Here is a 16,840-nt window from a genome sequence, read left to right as displayed (position 1 = left end):
GCCGATTAAAAGTCGGGAATCTTACTTCCAGGTAAAGATTTCCCACGACGGAATCAGCATATCCGGCTGGTCGGAGCGAATGTAGTTCGCGTCCGTACCATCGGCGCGCACCAGGAAATACGGTTTGCCACCCTTCGGCGTGACCTTGATCGCGTAGACGAAGCCACTGCGACTGTATTCCTGGATGACCTTGTCGCCTTCCGTGTGCGTGTTGATGGTAACTTCCGGCTCCGAGGCGGGCGCATCATCCGCCGCCATCGCGGCCAACGGTGAGGCAGCAATCAGACCGACCAGCAGCAAGCGATTTAACGTACGCATGATAACCTTGTCCCTTTGTCGTCAACGGTCCCGCTATTCTAGCGCCGGACCCGCCGAAAAGGTTGATCCTGCTCATGAGCCAAGCCCCCCTCGTCCTGGTGGACGGTTCGTCTTACCTGTACCGCGCCTTTCACGCACTGCCACCACTGACCACCTCCAAAGGCCTGCCGACCGGTGCGGTCAAAGGCGTGCTGAACATGCTCAAGAGTCTGCGCAAGCAGTACCCGGACAGCCCGTTCGCCGTGGTGTTCGACGCCAAGGGCGGGACATTTCGAGATGAAATGTACGCCGAATACAAGGCCAACCGTCCAAGCATGCCCGACGACATGCGCGTGCAGATCGAGCCGCTGCACCAGAGCGTGATCGCCCTCGGTTTCCCGCTGCTGTGCGTGGAAGGCGTCGAGGCCGACGACGTCATCGGCACCCTCGCCCGCAGCAGCGCGGCGGCGGATCGCCCGGTGGTGATCTCCACCGGCGACAAGGACATGGCGCAACTGGTCGACGGCCACATTACCTTGGTCAACACCATGTCCGGTAGTTCGATGGACGTCGAAGGCGTGAAGGAGAAATTCGGCGTCGCACCGGAGCAGATCATCGATTATCTGGCGCTGATGGGCGATTCGTCCGACAACATTCCGGGCGTTCCGGGCATCGGCCCGAAAACTGCCTCCGGCCTGTTGGTCGGGGTCAACGGTGGCCTCACCGAGCTGTACGCCAATCTCGACATCGTCCCGACCCTGCCGATTCGCGGCGCAAAAACCCTGCCGGCCAAGCTCGAAGAGCACAAGGAGATGGCGTTCCTCTCCTATCAACTGGCGACCATCAAGGTCGACGTGCCGCTGGATGTCGAACTCGACGATCTGCAAATGGGCGCGGAAGACCCGGCCAAGCTTTACGAGCTGTACTCGCTGCTGGAATTCAAAAGCTGGATCAATGATCTGGATCGCGACGCCAAGCGTCTCGAACTGAGCGCGGCCGCTGAGCCTGCGCCGGCCGGCGATCTGTTCAGCGCGCCAGATATCGAAACGCCCGCTGCTCCGACCGAAGCTGCTTACGAGACGATCCTCGATCAGGCGCGTTTTGATGTCTGGCTGGAAAAGTTGAACAACGCCAAGCTGTTCGCCTTCGACACCGAAACCACCGGCATCGACGCGCAGCAGGCGCAACTGGTCGGCCTGTCGTTCGCCGTGCAGGCCAACGAGGCCGCGTACATTCCGCTGACCCACTCCTACATCGGCGTGCCGGACCAGTTGGATCGCGACACCGTGCTGCGCGCCCTCAAGCCGATTCTGGAAGACCCGAGCAAGCTCAAGGTCGGCCAACACGCCAAGTTCGACATGAACATCCTGGCCAACTGCGCCATCGGTGGCGACCAGAACAACGGCATCACCGTGCGCGGCATTGCCTTCGACACGATGCTTGAGTCCTACGTGCTCAACTCCACCGCGACCCGCCACGACATGGACAGCCTCGCGCAGAAGTATCTGGATCACACGACCGTGAGCTTCCAGGACATCGCCGGCAAAGGCGCCAAGCAGCTGACCTTCGACCAGATCGCCCTGGAACAGGCCGGGCCGTACGCTGCCGAAGACGCCGACATCACCCTGCGCTTGCACCAGACGCTTTTCGAAAAACTCAGCGCCATCCCGAGCCTGGCCAGCGTGCTGACCGACATCGAAATTCCGCTGGTGCCGGTGCTGGCGCGCATCGAGCGTCAAGGCGCGTTCGTTGATGCGGAGCTGCTCGGCATCCAGAGCATCGAGCTGGGCAACAAGATGGTGGCGCTGGAGCGCGAAGCGTTCGAAATCGCCGGGGAAGAATTCAACCTTGGCTCGCCGAAACAACTGGGCGTGATTCTCTACGAGAAACTCGGCCTGCCAGTGCTGAAGAAGACCGCCAAGGGTCAGCCGTCGACCGCTGAAGAAGTGTTGGCGAAACTCGCTGAAGACGATCACCGTTTGCCGAAGGTGCTGATGGAGCACCGCTCGATGAGCAAGCTGAAAAGCACTTACACCGATCGCCTGCCGGAGCAGATCAACCCGCGCACGGGGCGCATCCACACTTCGTATCATCAGGCGGTTGCGTCGACCGGTCGCTTGTCCTCCAGTGATCCGAACCTGCAGAACATCCCGGTGCGTACCGCTGAAGGCCGCCGTATCCGCCAAGCGTTCGTCGCGCCGAAAGGCTACAAACTGCTGGCGGCGGACTATTCGCAGATCGAACTGCGGATCATGGCGCACCTGTCCAAGGACGAAGGCCTGATGAACGCCTTCCGCAACAATCTGGACGTGCACACCGCCACCGCTGCCGAAGTATTCAAGGTCGAACTCAACGAAGTGACCTCCGATCAGCGCCGTGGCGCCAAGGCGATCAACTTCGGCCTGATCTACGGCATGGGCGCGCAGAAGCTCGGCAAGGACATCGGCGTCGACACCAAGACGGCCAAGGCTTACATCGACACCTACTTCGCCCGCTATCCAGGCGTTCGCGAATACATGGATCGCACCCGCGCACAGGCGGCGGATCAGGGTTATGTCGAAACCTTCTTCGGTCGTCGCCTGTACCTGCCGGAGATCAACTCGAACAAGCCGCAGGAACGCGCCGCCGCCGAGCGCACGGCGATCAACGCGCCGATGCAGGGCACCGCTGCCGACATCATCAAGAAAGCCATGGTGGCGGTGGATAACTGGCTGGCGACGTCCGGGCTGGACGCTCGCGTCATCCTGCAGGTACACGATGAACTGGTGCTGGAGGTTCGCGAGGATCTGGTCGAGCGGGTCAGCGCCGAGATTCGCCTGCACATGAGCGAAGCGGCGAAACTGGATGTGCCGCTGCTGGTCGAAGTGGGTGTGGGCAACAATTGGGATGAGGCTCACTGAGCCTTTTGATCACAGTTTGCCGCGACTCGATGTCGCGGCAATGCCGGTAAAACCTGCTTATTTCAAAAAGCACTTGGGATTATTCCAAAGCTTTTTGAAAAAATTCTGAACTAATCTGGAAGGACACTACTCAGAGTTACTGAATGGCTGGTGAAGCCCTTCGATGCTCCTATGTTGTGTTAAGTGTTGGCAGATATCTGAACCCCGCCCTAGCGGTTCGGAACTTAAACCCCGGAATTTCTCCCTCCCCAATGAAATCCGGGGCTTTTTTTGCCCAAAAATCGGCTGTAGCGCGGCCATGCTGCGTTAAAGGCGCTACTCAAAATGCTCATTTAGGTCCCCTAAACTCCGCTTTTGAGCATCACCTTTGCCTTGCCTGACCACACTACAACCAATTTTTCCCAATCCCGACTTACTCGGCTACCGCCTCGGCGCCTTTGTCTGCGAGTTCCATCCAGCCTGCCAATACAGTGTAGGCCTCTTCCAGGCCCATGCGTTTTGGCGCGGAGAACAGCTGGATGGTGACCAGATCGCCCCAGCCCTTGCGGATTTCCGACTGCACTTTGAGCAGGGTGTTCTTGGCGGCGCCGTAGGTGAGTTTGTCGGCCTTGGTCAGCAGGATGTGCATCGGCATGCCGGCGGCAACGGCCCAGTCGAGCATCAGCAGGTCGAAGTCGGTCATTGGATGACGGATGTCCATCATCAGAATCAAACCCTTCAAACTCTCGCGGCCACCGAGGTAAGCCTCAAGGTGACGCTGCCAGTGCATCTTCAGCGGGATCGGTACTTTTGCGTAACCGTAGCCCGGCAGGTCGACCAGACGCCGATCTTCGTCTAGCTTGAAGAAGTTCAACAGCTGTGTGCGACCCGGGGTTTTCGAGGTGCGCGCCAGGCTGGCGTGAGTCAGGGTGTTCAGCGCGCTGGATTTGCCGGCGTTGGAACGGCCGGCAAACGCTACTTCAAAGCCTTCGTCGTCAGGGCATTGATCGACTTTGGCGGCACTGAGCATGAACGTGGACTGTTGGCACAGGCCGAGGATGGGATTCTTGAGTTGCATGGGATTTCCGATGTGGGCGGCGCCGGGATTGGGCGCGGAACGCGGTGTCGCTTCCGTTTCAGTGACGCCAGTATATAATGCCGCAGATTTTGTGTGTGCTTTGTCCCAGCGAAGGATGAAGTTCACGAGAGCGACAGACCTTTATTGCGCATTAGAACGCAGAACGCTCTCAACCCTGAAAAGGTCGTTTTATGACGAAATGGCTGCTGGCTGCCGGAGTCTTGATGCCGCTTTACAGCGCACAGGCTACACAGGATCCGGAAGCTGTGTACAACCGTGTTTGTGGTGCCTGTCATTCCGGCCAACTACCCATGGCGCCCGAAAGAGGCGATCAGGAAGCTTGGACGCCGAGGTTGGCGAAAGGTATGGGGACGCTGGTGCAACACGTGACCCAGGGTTTCAAGGCGATGCCGCCGCGTGGTTTGTGCATGGACTGCAGTGCCGAGGATTACCAAGCCATCATCCTTTTGATGAGCGCGAGTAAGCCCGGTCCATAACTTAACCCTTAGCCGTAGTTGGATTAGCTGATGAACAAATTGATCGTGAGTCTGCTGTTGACCGTGGGAATCTCAGGCTTCGCCCATGCTGCCGGTGATGCCGCAGCAGGCCAGGCAAAAGCCGCCGTATGCGGAGCCTGCCATGGCCCGGACGGGAACAGCATGGCGCCAAACTTTCCAAAACTGGCCGGTCAAGGTGAACGCTACCTGACCAAGCAACTGCACGACATCAAGTCGGGCAAGCGCACGGTTCTGGAAATGACCGGTCTGTTGACCAACCTGAGCGATCAGGACCTGGCCGATATCGCCGCCTACTTCGCCAGCCAGAAAGGCAGCGTCGGCGCCGCCGATCCGAAGATCGTCGCGCGCGGTGAAGCGCTGTTCCGTGGCGGCAACCTCGCCAAAGGCCTGCCAGCCTGCACCGGCTGCCACTCGCCGAAAGGCGCCGGCAACGCCGCGGCCGGCTTCCCGCACCTGGGTGGCCAACACGCTCAATACATCACCAAGCAACTGACCGATTTCCGCAAGGAAGAAGGCGGCCGCACCAACGACGGCGACACCATGACCATGCAGACCATCGCCAAGCGCCTGAGCGACGAAGACATCGCGGCAGTCGCAAGCTACATTCAAGGCCTGCACTAAGGCCCGCGGATTGAGCGCTGCAGGGGATGGACATCTCCTGCAATGTTAACGCTCGATTAATCCGTCGCAGCAAGTATAAAAAGGGTGGCTTTGGCCGCCCTTTTTTGTGGCCGCTGCCGTTACACTACAGAACTCATGCCCGCCAGGATCTGTCTGAAAACAGGTCGCGCGAGGCGACCAAAATTGTCCAGGAGTAAAGCATGCGTAATCTGATCATCAGCGCCGCTCTCGTCGCTGCCAGCCTGTTCGGCGTGACCGCTCAAGCCGCTGAAGCCCCAGCCGCCCCTTACGTGGAACTGGCCAACCCGGTGCCGGTTGCAGAGCCTGGCAAGATCGAAGTGGTCGAGCTGTTCTGGTATGGCTGCCCGCATTGCTACGCGTTTGAGCCGGTGATCAACCCATGGGTCGAGAAACTGCCATCGGACGTCAACTTCGTGCGTATCCCGGCCATGTTCGGCGGCCCGTGGGACGCTCACGGCCAAATGTTCCTGACCCTGGAAGCGATGGGTGTCGAGCACAAGGTCCACGCGGCGGTCTTCAACGCGATCCAGAAAGAACACAAGAAGCTGACCGACAAGAACGACATGGCTGACTTCCTCGCCACCCAAGGCGTGGACAAGGACAAGTTCCTCGCCACTTTCGACTCGTTCGCCATCAAAGGTCAGATCGTAAAAGCTCGCGAGCTGGCCAAGAAGTACGAAATCACTGGCGTACCTACCATGATCGTCAACGGTAAATACCGCTTCGACATCGGCTCTGCCGGTGGTGCCGAGCAAGCGCTGCAACTGGCTGATCAACTGGTCGCCAAAGAGCGAGCGGCAACCAAGGCTGCTGCCAACTAAGCGCGGCAACCGCCATGCGCCGCTGGAAGACCGAACGCACCGTTGGCCTGCATGATCCGCAGGTCAACGAGCATCACCTGGCATCCACGGGCCTGCCAGCAGACCAGCGTCTGCGCTTGCTCAGTTTCAATATCCAGGTCGGCATCAGCACCGAGCGTTATCGGCATTACCTGACCCGCAGCTGGCAGCACTTGCTGCCGCACACCGGGCGCTCGGGCAATCTGCAAAAGATCGGCGACCTGCTCGGCGACTTCGATCTGGTCGCCTTGCAGGAAGCCGATGGCGGCAGCCTGCGCTCAGGCTACGTCAATCAAGTCGAACACCTGGCGCACCTCGGCGCCTTCCCCTACTGGTATCAACAACTCAATCGCAACCTCGGTCGACTGGCCCAGCACAGCAATGGCGTGCTCAGTCGTCTTAAGCCGTGGGCGATCGAAGACCACCCGCTGCCCGGCCCGAAAGGTCGCGGTGCGATCCTCCTGCGTTTCGGCGAAGGCCCGGAAGCGTTGGTGGTAGTGATGATGCATCTGGCCCTCGGCGCCCGTGTGCGCAGCCTGCAACTGGGCTATATTCGCGAGCTGATTGGCGGCTACAAACACCAAGTGTTGATGGGCGACATGAACACCCATGCCAGCGATCTGCTACACCAGTCACCGTTACGCGATCTCGGCTTGCTCGCCCCGCAGGTGGAAGCGACTTTCCCCAGCTGGCGCCCGCAGCGTTGCCTTGATCATATTTTGCTCAGCCCGACCCTGACCCTGGAAAAGGTCGAAGTGCTGGCACAACCGATTTCCGATCACCTGCCGGTCGCGGTAGAGATTCGTCTGCCGGGTTCGCTCACGGCCGATGCATTGCCCGCGTTGAGTCCTGCCCCTCGCGGAACCCCTGAATGAGCGACGACGCCCAGCGCTGGAAAGAGAAGTACCTCAAAAGCATCGAACAGCAGGACAAGCTCGAACGCCGCTGGGCCGCCAGGCTCGACTTGCTGCGGCGCGGCCTGGTGCGCAGCACGCTGGCCGCCGAGGGCACTGACAAGGTCGTTGATCAGTGCATGAAAGAGATGCGCGACGTGGTGCGCACCGACGACATGGACGCTGGCCTCGCCGCTCTGCTGCCGCGCCTGGAAAAAGCCGTGCTCGATTCCGAGCAACGCCGCGAAACCCGCATCGATCAGGTCAGCAGCGCGCTGACATCGCTGGTCACGCAGTTGCAGGCGTTGCCACTGCCGCGTGAAGTCGCCCAGCCGCTGAAAAAATTCGCCAAACAACTGGATGGCCGTGTCGGTTCGGCGCGGGAGATGCCATTGCTGCTGAGTGAGCTCAGCGGTTTGCAGGGCAAGGCATTAAGTCAGTTGGAGACGCCGCCAGAGCCTGGACGTCCTGGCTTGTTACAGCGTCTGTTTGGTACACGCGACAGCGAAGAAGCGCCAGCACCGAGCGCAGAAGCAGCTGCGCCGGCTGCGGTAACGCGTGAAGTGCAAACGCCTGTCGCGGCAGAGTCCGAGCCCGAGCCAACGCCAGAGCCCGTGCACCCTGCCGCTGTTTCGGAGCCCATAAGCGCCGCGCCTACGGTCCAGCCTCCTGCACCCACGATTGCGCCGTCCTCGCCGGTCCCCCAGTCAATGCCGGAACCTGACGTCGTCGCCTTCATACCGCCCAGCGTCCCCCACCAAGTGGCCCCTGTTACGGTCGAAGCCCCCGCCGTCGAACTCAAACCCGAGACTGTGATTGCGCCAAGCGCCGCCCCGACGCCGGCCATGGCTGCCGCCTTCAACCCCGACGAATTGATCCACCCCGGCGACCCGACACCGCTGATCCTCGACAGCCTGCCGCTGCCCGAACCGATTGCGCAGGCGTTGGCGGCCATCGACCCGGAGCAGCCCGAGCACGACATCCTGTTCGCCCTGCCGGACACCCCGGAGCCGTCCTACAGCTCCGTGGCCAAGCACATCGAAGACACCCTCATCGGCCTGCTCGACGACCTGACCCTGCCGGAACGCCACCGCCCGCAAGCCGAGGCCATGCGCGAACGGCTGAAACACGGTTTGAACTGGTACGAACTGATCCCGATCCTCGACGATCTTGCGACGTTGATGCTGGCGATCACTGACAGCGGCCAGCACGAATTCGAAGCCTATCTGCAGCAACTCAACGAACGCCTCGAAGCGTTTCAGAGCAACCTGCAAGCCGCCAGTGCAGGGCATGCCGACAACAGCTCGGCGGCGCGGGCAATGGACACGCAAATCCGCGAGCAAGTCGACGGTTTACAGACCAGCGTGCAGGAAGCGGCGGATCTGGATGACCTCAAGCAAGTGCTGGAGAATCATCTCGAAGGCCTGATCGGCACCATGGATCAGCATCAGAAGCAGCGCGACGCCCGCGAACAGGAAGTCGCCACGCGGCTCAAAAGCCTGTCTGAGCGCGTGGCGCATATGGAGCAGGAAGCCCAGGGCTTCCGCGAACACCTTGAAGTCCAGCGGCAGAAAGCCCTGATCGATCCGCTCACCGGCCTGCCCAATCGCGCGGCGTGGAGCGAACGCCTCGAGCATGAAATCAAACAGTGGCAACAGCACGGCAACACCTTGAGCCTGGCGATGCTCGACCTTGATCACTTCAAACGGATCAACGACAACTACGGCCACCTCGCTGGCGACAAGGTGTTGAAAATCATCGCCACGGTGTTGCGCAAACGCCTGCGTGGTTCCGATTTCATTGCCCGTTTCGGCGGCGAAGAATTCGTCTTGCTGCTACCCGCCACTCCGCCAGCGGTCGGCGCAAAATTGCTGGAAACATTGCGAGCGGCAATCGAAGCTTGCCCGTTTCACTTCAAGGGCGAGCGCGTAACGATCACCATTTCGATGGGGCTGGCGTCATTCCGTGCCGGAGAACACAGTGATCTGGTATTGAAAAGAGCCGATCAGGCGCTGTATCGAGCGAAAAATGCCGGGCGCAACCGGGTCGAACTGGGCTGAGTAATTTGTGCCATTTTGTTTAAATCCGCCCACTGACCGTCGAGACGCAAGGCAGTACGTTACACTGTTGCATTATTGTCTTGCGTGTACCGTCTTCTGCCATGAAATTTTTTGCTCTCCTCGCGTCGCTGCTCGTTCTGGCCGGTTGTGCCAGCGCTCCGCGTTACGACACCAGCCATCCTTCGGCCAATTACGACAGCCGCATCCAGTTCGTGATCGTGCATTACACCTCGGCGTCGCTGGAGCGTTCGCTGCAACTGCTGACCCATGGCGAAGTCAGCAGCCACTACCTGATCGGCGACGACAAGAGCGCCACCGTCTACAAGCTGATGGACGAAAACCAGCGCGCCTGGCACGCCGGCGAAAGCCAGTGGCAGGGCCGGACGTGGCTCAACTCCAGCTCCATCGGCATTGAAATCGTCAATCCGGGCTTCAAGGACACGCCGACCGGGCGTCTGTGGTATCCGTACAGCGAAGCACAGATTCAAGCGCTGATCGTCCTGCTCAAGGACATCAGCAAACGCAACGGCATCAGCCCACGCCACATCATCGGCCATAGCGACATCGCGCCGCTGCGCAAACTCGATCCGGGCCCGTTGTTCCCATGGAAGCGTCTCGCCGCTGAAGGCTTGGGTGTGTGGCCGAACGAACAGGCGGTAGCGCGTCAGCAAATGCTGTTCAACAGCAGCGAACTGCCGAGCGTCAGCTGGTTCCAGGCACAGTTGGCGCACTTGGGGTATGACACGCCGCAGACCGGCGAGCTGGATGTCGCCACGCGCCATGTCCTCGCCGCCTTCCAGATGCACTTCCGCCCTTCGCACTTCGAGGGTACGCCGGACGCGCAAACGGCCGCGCTGTTGCTGGTACTCAATCAGACAAAATAATGACGCCCGCCCGACGGTCAGGGCGAAATTGCAATCAGCAGCTATAACTCATTGGTAATTCTTCGGATATTCCATGATGGTTGCTACCCGAGAGACGCTGCGTAGCTGGTTTTATCGCCCCTGGTTTTTGGCGATGATCGCGGCTGTCCTCAGTGCCAGCCTGCTGATCGCCGGCGGTATGTTCGTGGCGATGCGCCAGGTCGAGCAAAGCGAAAGCCAGGAGATGAACGCGCAAGGCGAGCGTTTCCTCGCCCGTCTGGAACAATTGTTCGGCCAGTTGCGCGAAAGCCTCGACGATCTTGAAGCTCAGCCCTTACGAAGCTGCGACGACGAAATGATCGCCACGCTGCAGCAAGTCACCTTCAACTATCGCTTCGTTTATGAAGCCGCCTATATGGATTCCTCGCGAATCTGCTCCAACCGCCCGCGCCAGGAAGGTCTGTCGGTTGTCCGCGCGCCTGATATCAAAGGCCCGACTTACAGCTATTGGCTGAACACCACCACCGAACCGGATGAAAACCGCGCCGCGCTGATGCTGGGGCGCGGCAATTTCCGCGTGGCCACTTCACGCGGACACCTGACCGACATGGTCGATCTGTCGCCCGGCAGCAGCCTGTTGGTGGTGCTTGACCACGGCACCCGGGCCATACCGGTGCTGGGCACGGAGCAGGCCTGGCCGCCCACGGAACATTGGCCGCCAAAAAGCCGCGATGCGTTGCAGGTGACGCAAACCCGGCTGATCTATCGCATGCCCACCGACAACCCCGAATACCAACTGGTGCTGATCACCCCGCGCAGCGGCATGCACATTCCCGCCGTCTGGTGGTGGATGATCCCCGCCTGCCTCATCGCCGGCGCCATTGTCGGCTTCCTGGTATTTCTGCTGGTGCGTCAACGCCAGTCGCTGGACGCCGAATTGCACGGCGCGATCCGCCGTGGCGAGTTGCAGGTGCTGTATCAACCGATCTTCGATCTCGACAGCCGCAACTGCGTCGGCGCCGAGGCCTTGCTGCGCTGGCGCCGCCCGGACGGCACGCTGACCAGCCCCGACCTGTTCATCCCGATGGCGGAAAACACCGGACAGATCCGTCAGATGACCGACTTCGTCCTGCAACGCTTGCTGGAGCAACTCGGCCAGTTGCTGCGCGCCAATCCAGCGCTGTACATCTCGGTCAACCTCGCCGCGTGCGACGTCATGGTGCCGCGTATTGGCCAAGTCATGGCGCGGCTGCTCACGTTGCACCGCGTCGCCGCACGACAGATTGCCTTCGAGGTCACCGAGCGTGGTTTGATTGATGTGGTGGTCGCGCGGGAAAATCTGCAAGCGCTGCGCGATGTTGGCCATCAGGTGCTGATCGACGATTTTGGCACCGGCTATTGCAGCCTCGCCTACCTGCAAACCCTGCCGGTCGACTGCCTGAAAATCGACAAGGCCTTTATCGATGCCCTTGGCCATGACGCAGCCAGCAGCGGCGTGGCCCCGCACATCATCCACATGGCCCAGGCACTCGATCTGAAGGTGATTGCCGAAGGCATCGAGCTCGAATCCCAAGCGCAATTGCTCTGCAGTGAAGGGGTCAAATTCGGTCAGGGCTGGCTGTTCGCACATGCCCTGAGCGCGGTGCAGTTCATCGAACTGATCACCCGTGGCCGACGCCTTGCCGGTCGACGCATGGACGATGAAGCTTAGACCGCCAGCGCCATATAAAACTGAGTGCCCTGCCCCGGACGCGAATAAACGCCCATCCGCCCGCCATGCAACTGGACGATTTCCTTGCACAGCGCCAACCCCAGTCCCGCACCGCCCTTCTTGCGCCCGACCTGCACAAACGGTTCGAAAATTCGCCCTTGCTGACCGTAGGCGATGCCTTCGCCATTGTCTTCGACGCTGATGATCACGCGCTCACCGTGACGACGCGCCTGCAAGCGAATCTGGCCGTCACGGGCGGTATGGCGCAAGGCATTGTCGATGAGGTTGTCGAGCACGCGGTCGAGTTGCGCCTGATCCGCCTGCAAGCGCGGCAGCGGGCTCTGCACTTCAACATTCAAGGCGATGCCTTTGTCCGCGGCCGACTCGGCAAAGCGCAACTGCGCCTGCTCCAGCAAATCTTCGATGGAACACGGCGCCAGCGTGAGTTTCTGCAAGCCGTTCTGGTAGCGCGAGAAGTTGAGCAAGTCGTTGATCAACTGCATCAAGCGCTGCATCTCTTCGTTCACCGTGTCGAGCAGATCGGCTTCGCGTGATTCCGGGGCAAACTTCGCCCGCTCGCGGAACAGCCCGAAGGCCATGTGCATGCCGGTGACTGGTGTGCGCAACTCATGAGACGCGCGCAGGACAAATTCGCTGCGCACGCGTTCGAAGGCGCGCTGCTCGGTGACGTCATGCAAGACCATCACCGCCCCGAGAATATGCCCCTGCGTGTGGCTGACCGGCGTCAGGCTGTAGGTCAGCAAGCGTGATTCGCCGTCGACCTCGATGATCAAGTCTTCCGGTGCGCGTTCCAGCGTGCCGCCACGCAACACCAGTTGCAGCTGTGCATCCAGCTCCGGCCGCTGCAGCGCCGTGCCCAAGCCTTGGCCGAGGCGATCATCGTCCCAACCCAACTGGCGTTGAGCGACCGGGTTGAGGTGCTCCAGATGCCCCTGACGGTCGATCATCAGTAAACCATCGTCGATGCTGTCGAGTACCGCCTGCAAGCGTTGCTGACCGGCCAACAGTTCATCGACGTTGGTCGCCTGATGCTCACGCAGCGCTTCGGCCATCAGCCCGAAACGCTTGGTCAGCTGATTCATTTCCATCGCCGAGGAAATCGGCAGGGTCACTTCAAAATTGCCTTGGCCGATATTGTCTGCCGCTTGCGCCAGCGCCTCGATCGGTGCGCCGAAACGCCGCGCAATCCCGTGGGCGGTGATGAAACCGATGATCAGCACCGCCAATCCGACAAATCCCAGCAGGCCGGCAATCAACAAGGCGCGGTCACGCGCTTGATGCTGGACCGCATTGATGTTGTCCAGCGCATGCTTGTGTTCGGTGATCAAACCGTTGCGCAACGTATTGAAGCGCTCTCTGAGATTGGCGTTGCTGCTCAACGCAGCCGCCGGATCACGGGACACATCGAAGGCCTGAAGAAAACTCAGGTAATCCGCCTTGGCCTGACTGAAACCGTAATGGCGGCCATCACCCACCTGCTCTTGGGCGATGCCTTCATCCAGCAACTTGAGGTATTGCTGCTTGGACGCCTCGAACGCGACCGGATCGGATTCTTCGGCGAGCATGAGGACCAGTTGATCGCCCAAGGTTTGCCGCAGCTTGAGGCCCAAATCGAGAGTGACGAAGTTGTTACGCAGCGTCATATCCTGCGACCCGGCCATCTGCATCACGCTGACCAGCCCGAGCAACAGCCCGAGCAAGGCCACGGTGATCAGTGCCGAAATGCTCAGGAACAAGCGTGTGCGCAACTTCATCGCCAGTTTCATCGCCGGGCACTCACAGGTTGTACTGCTTGCGCTTGCGATAAAGGGTCGAAGCATCAATGCCCAAGGTTTTCGCCGCTTGATCCAACGTGCCGGCGGTGGCAAGCACCGCACCGATGTGCGCTTTCTCCAGCTCATCCAGGCTCAGCGCGGCACCCACCCTTGGCGCGTTGTTGGCCGGTTGCTCGGCCATGCCGAGGTGGCTGATTTCCACGCGCTCCTGCGGGCAGATGATGCTCGCGCGCTCGACCACGTTGCGCAGTTCGCGAATGTTACCCGGCCAGCGGTAGCCGAGCAGCGCCTCACGCGCCTCATCACTGAAACCCCGTGCCGGGCGCGCGTATTCTTTGACGAAACGGGCGAGGAAGCGATCGGCCAAGGTCAGGATGTCCTCGGCGCGCTCGCGCAGCGGCGGCAGATGCAGGGTGATGACGTTCAGGCGATACAGCAGGTCTTCACGGAAACGACCGTCACGAACCATGTCTTCAAGATTGAGATTGGTCGCCGCCAGAATACGCACGTCTGCGCGGCGGGTGACCGGATCCCCTACCCGCTCGTATTCCTTGTCCTGAATGAAACGCAGCAATTTGGGTTGCAATGTCAGCGGAAAATCGCCGATCTCGTCGAGAAACAGCGTGCCGCCATCGGCCTGATTGACCCGACCCAAAGTGCTTTCGCTGGCACCGGTGAACGCACCGCGGCTGTGACCGAACAATTCGCTTTCCATCAGTTCCGCCGTCAGCGATGGGCAGTTGATGGTCACGCAGGATTTCTTCTCTCGTTTGCTCCAGCCGTGAATCGCTCGGGCCAGTTCACCTTTACCGGTACCGGACTCGCCGAGGATAAGAATGTTGGCGTCAGTGCTGGCGACCTGGCGGGCCGTTTCCAGTACGACTTTCATCGCCGGGCTGTGGGAATCGAGACCGTCCTTCGGCTTGCGGATCTCGCCTTCGAGGGCTTCGAGGCGCGCCGACAGTTGGCGCACTTCCAGTTGCTTGGCGGTGGCCAGACGCAACTGATCCGGGCTGCACGGCTTGACCAGATAGTCAGCGGCGCCGGCCTGGATCGCATCGACGGCGGTGTCCACTGCCGAATGCGCGGTGACGATGACCACGCGCATCCACGGCGCCTGAATACGCATCTGCGCCAACACGTCGAGACCGTTGTCTTCGCCAAGGCGTAAATCAAGGAAGCACAGGTCGAAGACCTGGCGTTGCAGCAAGGCGTCGGCCTGAGCCGCGCTGTTGGCTGTGGCAACCGTATAGCCTTCATCTTCGAGGCAATAACGGAAGGTACGCAGGATGGCGGATTCGTCGTCCACCAGCAGAATGCGGCCTTGATGCTCAGTGGCAGATTCCATTTTTCCTACGCTCCATAGTGATTGGTCTTGGGTTAGTCCCGGAAAAATCGGGCAAGTTGCATGGTTGATTCTGAACGATGCCAGCCATAGGAGGGTAGCTCTCTCCTGCCTTTACAGCCAAGTTGTTGGTTTTGCTGATTTTTTAAACAATTGCCGATTTGCAGGGGATTCCCTGCGTACTTTTCTGACATCTGCGCCCTGCTCGCAATTCCATAAGAATGAAATCTCCTACGAAAAAATCGTGCATTGCGCACGATCCCAGACGACCCATCGTGCAGGATGCGTCGCGAAAGTTTTTTCATATTCATGTAACACGTTGATTTTATTGAATATTTTTCGATTAAAAAACTGGCATGCAGGCTGCAATAGCTTACTCAGCCCGGGCAGAAATGAACTGCCCCAACCGAATAAGAGTGAGGAACCCAGGATGACTCGCCAACGTGCCGCCCAAGTGCGTATCTCGCCACTGCATATCCAGCAAGGTCTGTTTGGCGTATTGGCGCTGTTGATCACTCTGATCGCTTGCCAGCAATACCTGCGCTGGGAAAACAGCCAGCAGGCTGAGCCGCTGATCTCGATCCAGCACAAGACGCAAACGCACTTCAGCGCCGTCAGCAGCAGCCAGGCCGAGAGCGCCTCGATGCGCATGATGGACGTCGACCAGGCACAGCCACTGGATCAGCTGCCACGTGAAGAGCGTTGGGTTTTCTAAAGAGCAAAACGAATTCGGGCGCGCAGCGCCGGAACACGCAACACCCCTAAATAGAGAAGTAAGGAGAATCACCATGTTGAGCTGGGCAATTACATTCTTGATCATTGCCATCATCGCTGCAGTACTGGGCTTCGGTGGTATCGCGGGCACCGCCACGGGTATCGCCAAGATTCTCTTTGTCGTGTTCCTGGTGATGTTCATCGCTTCCTTCTTCTTTGGCCGTCGCGGCCGAGGTTAACGATGAGTGCGTTAAAGACACTGGCAGCCGCCCTGCTTCTGGGCGGTAGTGCCATGGCGATGGCTGCCAATGATGGCCAGACGCGGGTTAACGAACTGTTGAGCTCAGACCCGCAATATCGGCAAACCTGGGAAGGCGTGGTGAAGAAGGAAGAACGCCTGCCGGAGTGGGTGATGAACCTGTCTGGCACGCCTGACCAACAGATGAATGCCGTGACTGAAGACGGTGACAAGTATCTGGTCGGGCCGCTCTGCGAAACTGCAGACAAATGCCTCAACCACCGCTTGATCGTCGCGTTCAGTTTCGACAAAAAAGATGCTTACGCCATGCTCGTCGATGTGCCTGAAGGACTGCCGGCCGACAAGTCGCCAACGCGACATGCCACCTACCGCTTCCTCGGCAAGCCGAATCAAGGCATGCAGGATCTTCTGATGGAAACCCTGAAGAAAGATCCGAACTGGTACTGATTTGAACATGAGGGCAGCGCCCTGCTGCCCTCCATTGCGCCCACCTGAGGAAGGCTGGCGCATGACCAAGGGGCCGGGATGTTCTGACTGTTACAGGGTCGGAGTGACCTACGGGTACAGGGAGTGCCTGCGCAAGGGCCGGGTCAGGGTAAAAGCTGCGCCGCAGGTTCGCCGACCCACCGAGGTTCGACGGACTTGCGCTGGGCTTTCAATTCAACAAAACGTTGATCTAGAGCGTCCAGCTCATGGTTTTTTTCGCTGACACTGCGCGCGAAAACATTACGCGGTGTTTCCACGCGACCGTATATCGACAAAGAGACCGTTTAAACAGTAGGACTTCTAGTCTTCTTGCGTAGGCTTTTTCCTAAAATTTTCGTCGAATTTTCTCGTTCAAAAAATAACCAACCTCCGCTGTGATGGCCGGTTCACGGCACTTATGCCGGCCGAAATGTCACAATCGAACCGGTTGGGACGCCAGTTTCATTTAAAAAAGCTCATG

15 protein-coding genes are annotated in these 16,840 nt (G+C 59.7%); 11 read left to right on the top strand and 4 right to left on the bottom strand.

Going from position 1 to position 16,840, the window contains the following annotated elements; all coding sequences use genetic code 11:
* Window positions 1-21: 21 nt before the first annotated feature.
* On the bottom strand, window positions 22-318 hold the full coding sequence (locus A8O26_RS02445; protein WP_008081231.1) for a DUF2782 domain-containing protein: 297 nt from the start codon (window positions 316-318) through the stop codon (window positions 22-24).
* 74 nt (window positions 319-392) lie between these two features.
* Here A8O26_RS02445 and polA point away from each other — a divergent pair, with 74 nt between their 5' ends.
* Complete coding sequence (gene polA, locus A8O26_RS02440; RefSeq protein WP_064116600.1) at window positions 393-3,197, top strand: DNA polymerase I; 2,805 nt, start codon at window positions 393-395, stop codon at window positions 3,195-3,197.
* Between the two features lie 412 nt (window positions 3,198-3,609).
* On the opposite strand, the gene yihA is transcribed toward polA, so the two are convergent.
* The gene (gene yihA, locus A8O26_RS02435) at window positions 3,610-4,254 is read right to left on the bottom strand and encodes a ribosome biogenesis GTP-binding protein YihA/YsxC (RefSeq protein WP_064116599.1); all 645 of its coding nucleotides are present in this window, start codon (window positions 4,252-4,254) and stop codon (window positions 3,610-3,612) included.
* Between the two features lie 191 nt (window positions 4,255-4,445).
* Here yihA and A8O26_RS02430 point away from each other — a divergent pair, with 191 nt between their 5' ends.
* The 7 genes from A8O26_RS02430 to A8O26_RS02400 all read left to right on the top strand — a co-directional run bounded on the left by A8O26_RS02430 (window position 4,446) and on the right by A8O26_RS02400 (window position 11,780).
* Window positions 4,446-4,751 carry a c-type cytochrome gene (locus A8O26_RS02430; protein WP_064116598.1) on the top strand — a complete coding sequence of 102 codons (306 nt, stop codon included), beginning with the start codon at window positions 4,446-4,448 and terminating at the stop codon, window positions 4,749-4,751.
* Window positions 4,752-4,781: 30 nt separating this feature from the next.
* A complete protein-coding gene (locus tag A8O26_RS02425) occupies window positions 4,782-5,393 on the top strand; it encodes a c-type cytochrome (protein WP_064116597.1) in 612 nt (203 codons plus the stop codon).
* A 200-nt stretch (window positions 5,394-5,593) separates the two neighbouring features.
* Entirely contained in the window at window positions 5,594-6,235 is a 642-nt protein-coding gene (locus A8O26_RS02420; protein WP_034152237.1) for a thiol:disulfide interchange protein DsbA/DsbL, read from the top strand.
* A gap of 14 nt (window positions 6,236-6,249) precedes the next feature.
* Complete coding sequence (locus tag A8O26_RS02415; RefSeq protein ID WP_064116596.1) at window positions 6,250-7,128, top strand: endonuclease/exonuclease/phosphatase family protein; 879 nt, start codon at window positions 6,250-6,252, stop codon at window positions 7,126-7,128.
* Complete coding sequence (locus A8O26_RS02410) at window positions 7,125-9,206, top strand: GGDEF domain-containing protein (RefSeq protein ID WP_064116595.1); 2,082 nt, start codon at window positions 7,125-7,127, stop codon at window positions 9,204-9,206. The genes A8O26_RS02415 and A8O26_RS02410 overlap by 4 nt, the downstream gene beginning before the upstream one ends.
* A 101-nt stretch (window positions 9,207-9,307) precedes the next feature.
* Window positions 9,308-10,090, top strand: a complete 783-nt coding sequence (locus tag A8O26_RS02405; protein WP_064116594.1) for an N-acetylmuramoyl-L-alanine amidase — start codon at window positions 9,308-9,310, stop codon at window positions 10,088-10,090.
* A gap of 76 nt (window positions 10,091-10,166) precedes the next feature.
* The gene (locus A8O26_RS02400; protein WP_172828104.1) at window positions 10,167-11,780 is read left to right on the top strand and encodes an EAL domain-containing protein; all 1,614 of its coding nucleotides are present in this window, start codon (window positions 10,167-10,169) and stop codon (window positions 11,778-11,780) included.
* On the opposite strand, the gene A8O26_RS02395 is transcribed toward A8O26_RS02400, so the two are convergent.
* Both A8O26_RS02395 and algB read right to left on the bottom strand, forming a co-directional pair.
* Window positions 11,777-13,567 carry a KinB sensor domain-containing domain gene (locus A8O26_RS02395; RefSeq protein WP_064116592.1) on the bottom strand — a complete coding sequence of 597 codons (1,791 nt, stop codon included), beginning with the start codon at window positions 13,565-13,567 and terminating at the stop codon, window positions 11,777-11,779. The genes A8O26_RS02400 and A8O26_RS02395 overlap by 4 nt on opposite strands.
* Before the next feature lie 10 nt (window positions 13,568-13,577).
* The gene (algB, locus tag A8O26_RS02390) at window positions 13,578-14,924 is read right to left on the bottom strand and encodes a sigma-54-dependent response regulator transcription factor AlgB (protein ID WP_025112294.1); all 1,347 of its coding nucleotides are present in this window, start codon (window positions 14,922-14,924) and stop codon (window positions 13,578-13,580) included.
* A 427-nt stretch (window positions 14,925-15,351) separates the two neighbouring features.
* On the opposite strand from algB, the gene A8O26_RS02385 reads away from it, so the two are divergent.
* The 3 genes from A8O26_RS02385 to A8O26_RS02380 all read left to right on the top strand — a co-directional run bounded on the left by A8O26_RS02385 (window position 15,352) and on the right by A8O26_RS02380 (window position 16,341).
* Window positions 15,352-15,636, top strand: a complete 285-nt coding sequence (locus A8O26_RS02385) for a hypothetical protein (RefSeq protein WP_064116591.1) — start codon at window positions 15,352-15,354, stop codon at window positions 15,634-15,636.
* Window positions 15,637-15,709: 73 nt separating this feature from the next.
* Window positions 15,710-15,874 carry a DUF1328 domain-containing protein gene (locus A8O26_RS29185; RefSeq protein WP_003177151.1) on the top strand — a complete coding sequence of 55 codons (165 nt, stop codon included), beginning with the start codon at window positions 15,710-15,712 and terminating at the stop codon, window positions 15,872-15,874.
* A 2-nt stretch (window positions 15,875-15,876) separates the two neighbouring features.
* Entirely contained in the window at window positions 15,877-16,341 is a 465-nt protein-coding gene (locus tag A8O26_RS02380) for an inhibitor of vertebrate lysozyme family protein (protein WP_064116590.1), read from the top strand.
* Window positions 16,342-16,840: the final 499 nt, after the last annotated feature.

The sequence above is a fragment of the Pseudomonas fluorescens genome (assembly GCF_001648775.1).
GTDB lineage: Bacteria > Pseudomonadota > Gammaproteobacteria > Pseudomonadales > Pseudomonadaceae > Aquipseudomonas > Aquipseudomonas fluorescens_M.
The sequence above is the reverse complement of the archived record's forward strand: the minus strand, read 5'-3'. Positions and strand labels throughout refer to the sequence as shown.

Coding starts and splice junctions, on each gene's coding strand:
- A8O26_RS29185 (WP_003177151.1), top strand. CDS start 15,710: ATGTTGAGCTGGGCAATTACATTCTTGATCATTGCCATCATCGCTGCA.
- A8O26_RS02430 (WP_064116598.1), top strand. CDS start 4,446: ATGACGAAATGGCTGCTGGCTGCCGGAGTCTTGATGCCGCTTTACAGC.
- A8O26_RS02425 (WP_064116597.1), top strand. CDS start 4,782: ATGAACAAATTGATCGTGAGTCTGCTGTTGACCGTGGGAATCTCAGGC.
- algB (WP_025112294.1), bottom strand. CDS start 14,924: ATGGAATCTGCCACTGAGCATCAAGGCCGCATTCTGCTGGTGGACGAC.
- A8O26_RS02400 (WP_172828104.1), top strand. CDS start 10,167: ATGGTTGCTACCCGAGAGACGCTGCGTAGCTGGTTTTATCGCCCCTGG.
- A8O26_RS02445 (WP_008081231.1), bottom strand. CDS start 318: ATGCGTACGTTAAATCGCTTGCTGCTGGTCGGTCTGATTGCTGCCTCA.
- A8O26_RS02415 (WP_064116596.1), top strand. CDS start 6,250: ATGCGCCGCTGGAAGACCGAACGCACCGTTGGCCTGCATGATCCGCAG.
- A8O26_RS02380 (WP_064116590.1), top strand. CDS start 15,877: ATGAGTGCGTTAAAGACACTGGCAGCCGCCCTGCTTCTGGGCGGTAGT.
- yihA (WP_064116599.1), bottom strand. CDS start 4,254: ATGCAACTCAAGAATCCCATCCTCGGCCTGTGCCAACAGTCCACGTTC.
- A8O26_RS02385 (WP_064116591.1), top strand. CDS start 15,352: ATGACTCGCCAACGTGCCGCCCAAGTGCGTATCTCGCCACTGCATATC.
- polA (WP_064116600.1), top strand. CDS start 393: ATGAGCCAAGCCCCCCTCGTCCTGGTGGACGGTTCGTCTTACCTGTAC.
- A8O26_RS02410 (WP_064116595.1), top strand. CDS start 7,125: ATGAGCGACGACGCCCAGCGCTGGAAAGAGAAGTACCTCAAAAGCATC.
- A8O26_RS02395 (WP_064116592.1), bottom strand. CDS start 13,567: ATGAAACTGGCGATGAAGTTGCGCACACGCTTGTTCCTGAGCATTTCG.
- A8O26_RS02420 (WP_034152237.1), top strand. CDS start 5,594: ATGCGTAATCTGATCATCAGCGCCGCTCTCGTCGCTGCCAGCCTGTTC.
- A8O26_RS02405 (WP_064116594.1), top strand. CDS start 9,308: ATGAAATTTTTTGCTCTCCTCGCGTCGCTGCTCGTTCTGGCCGGTTGT.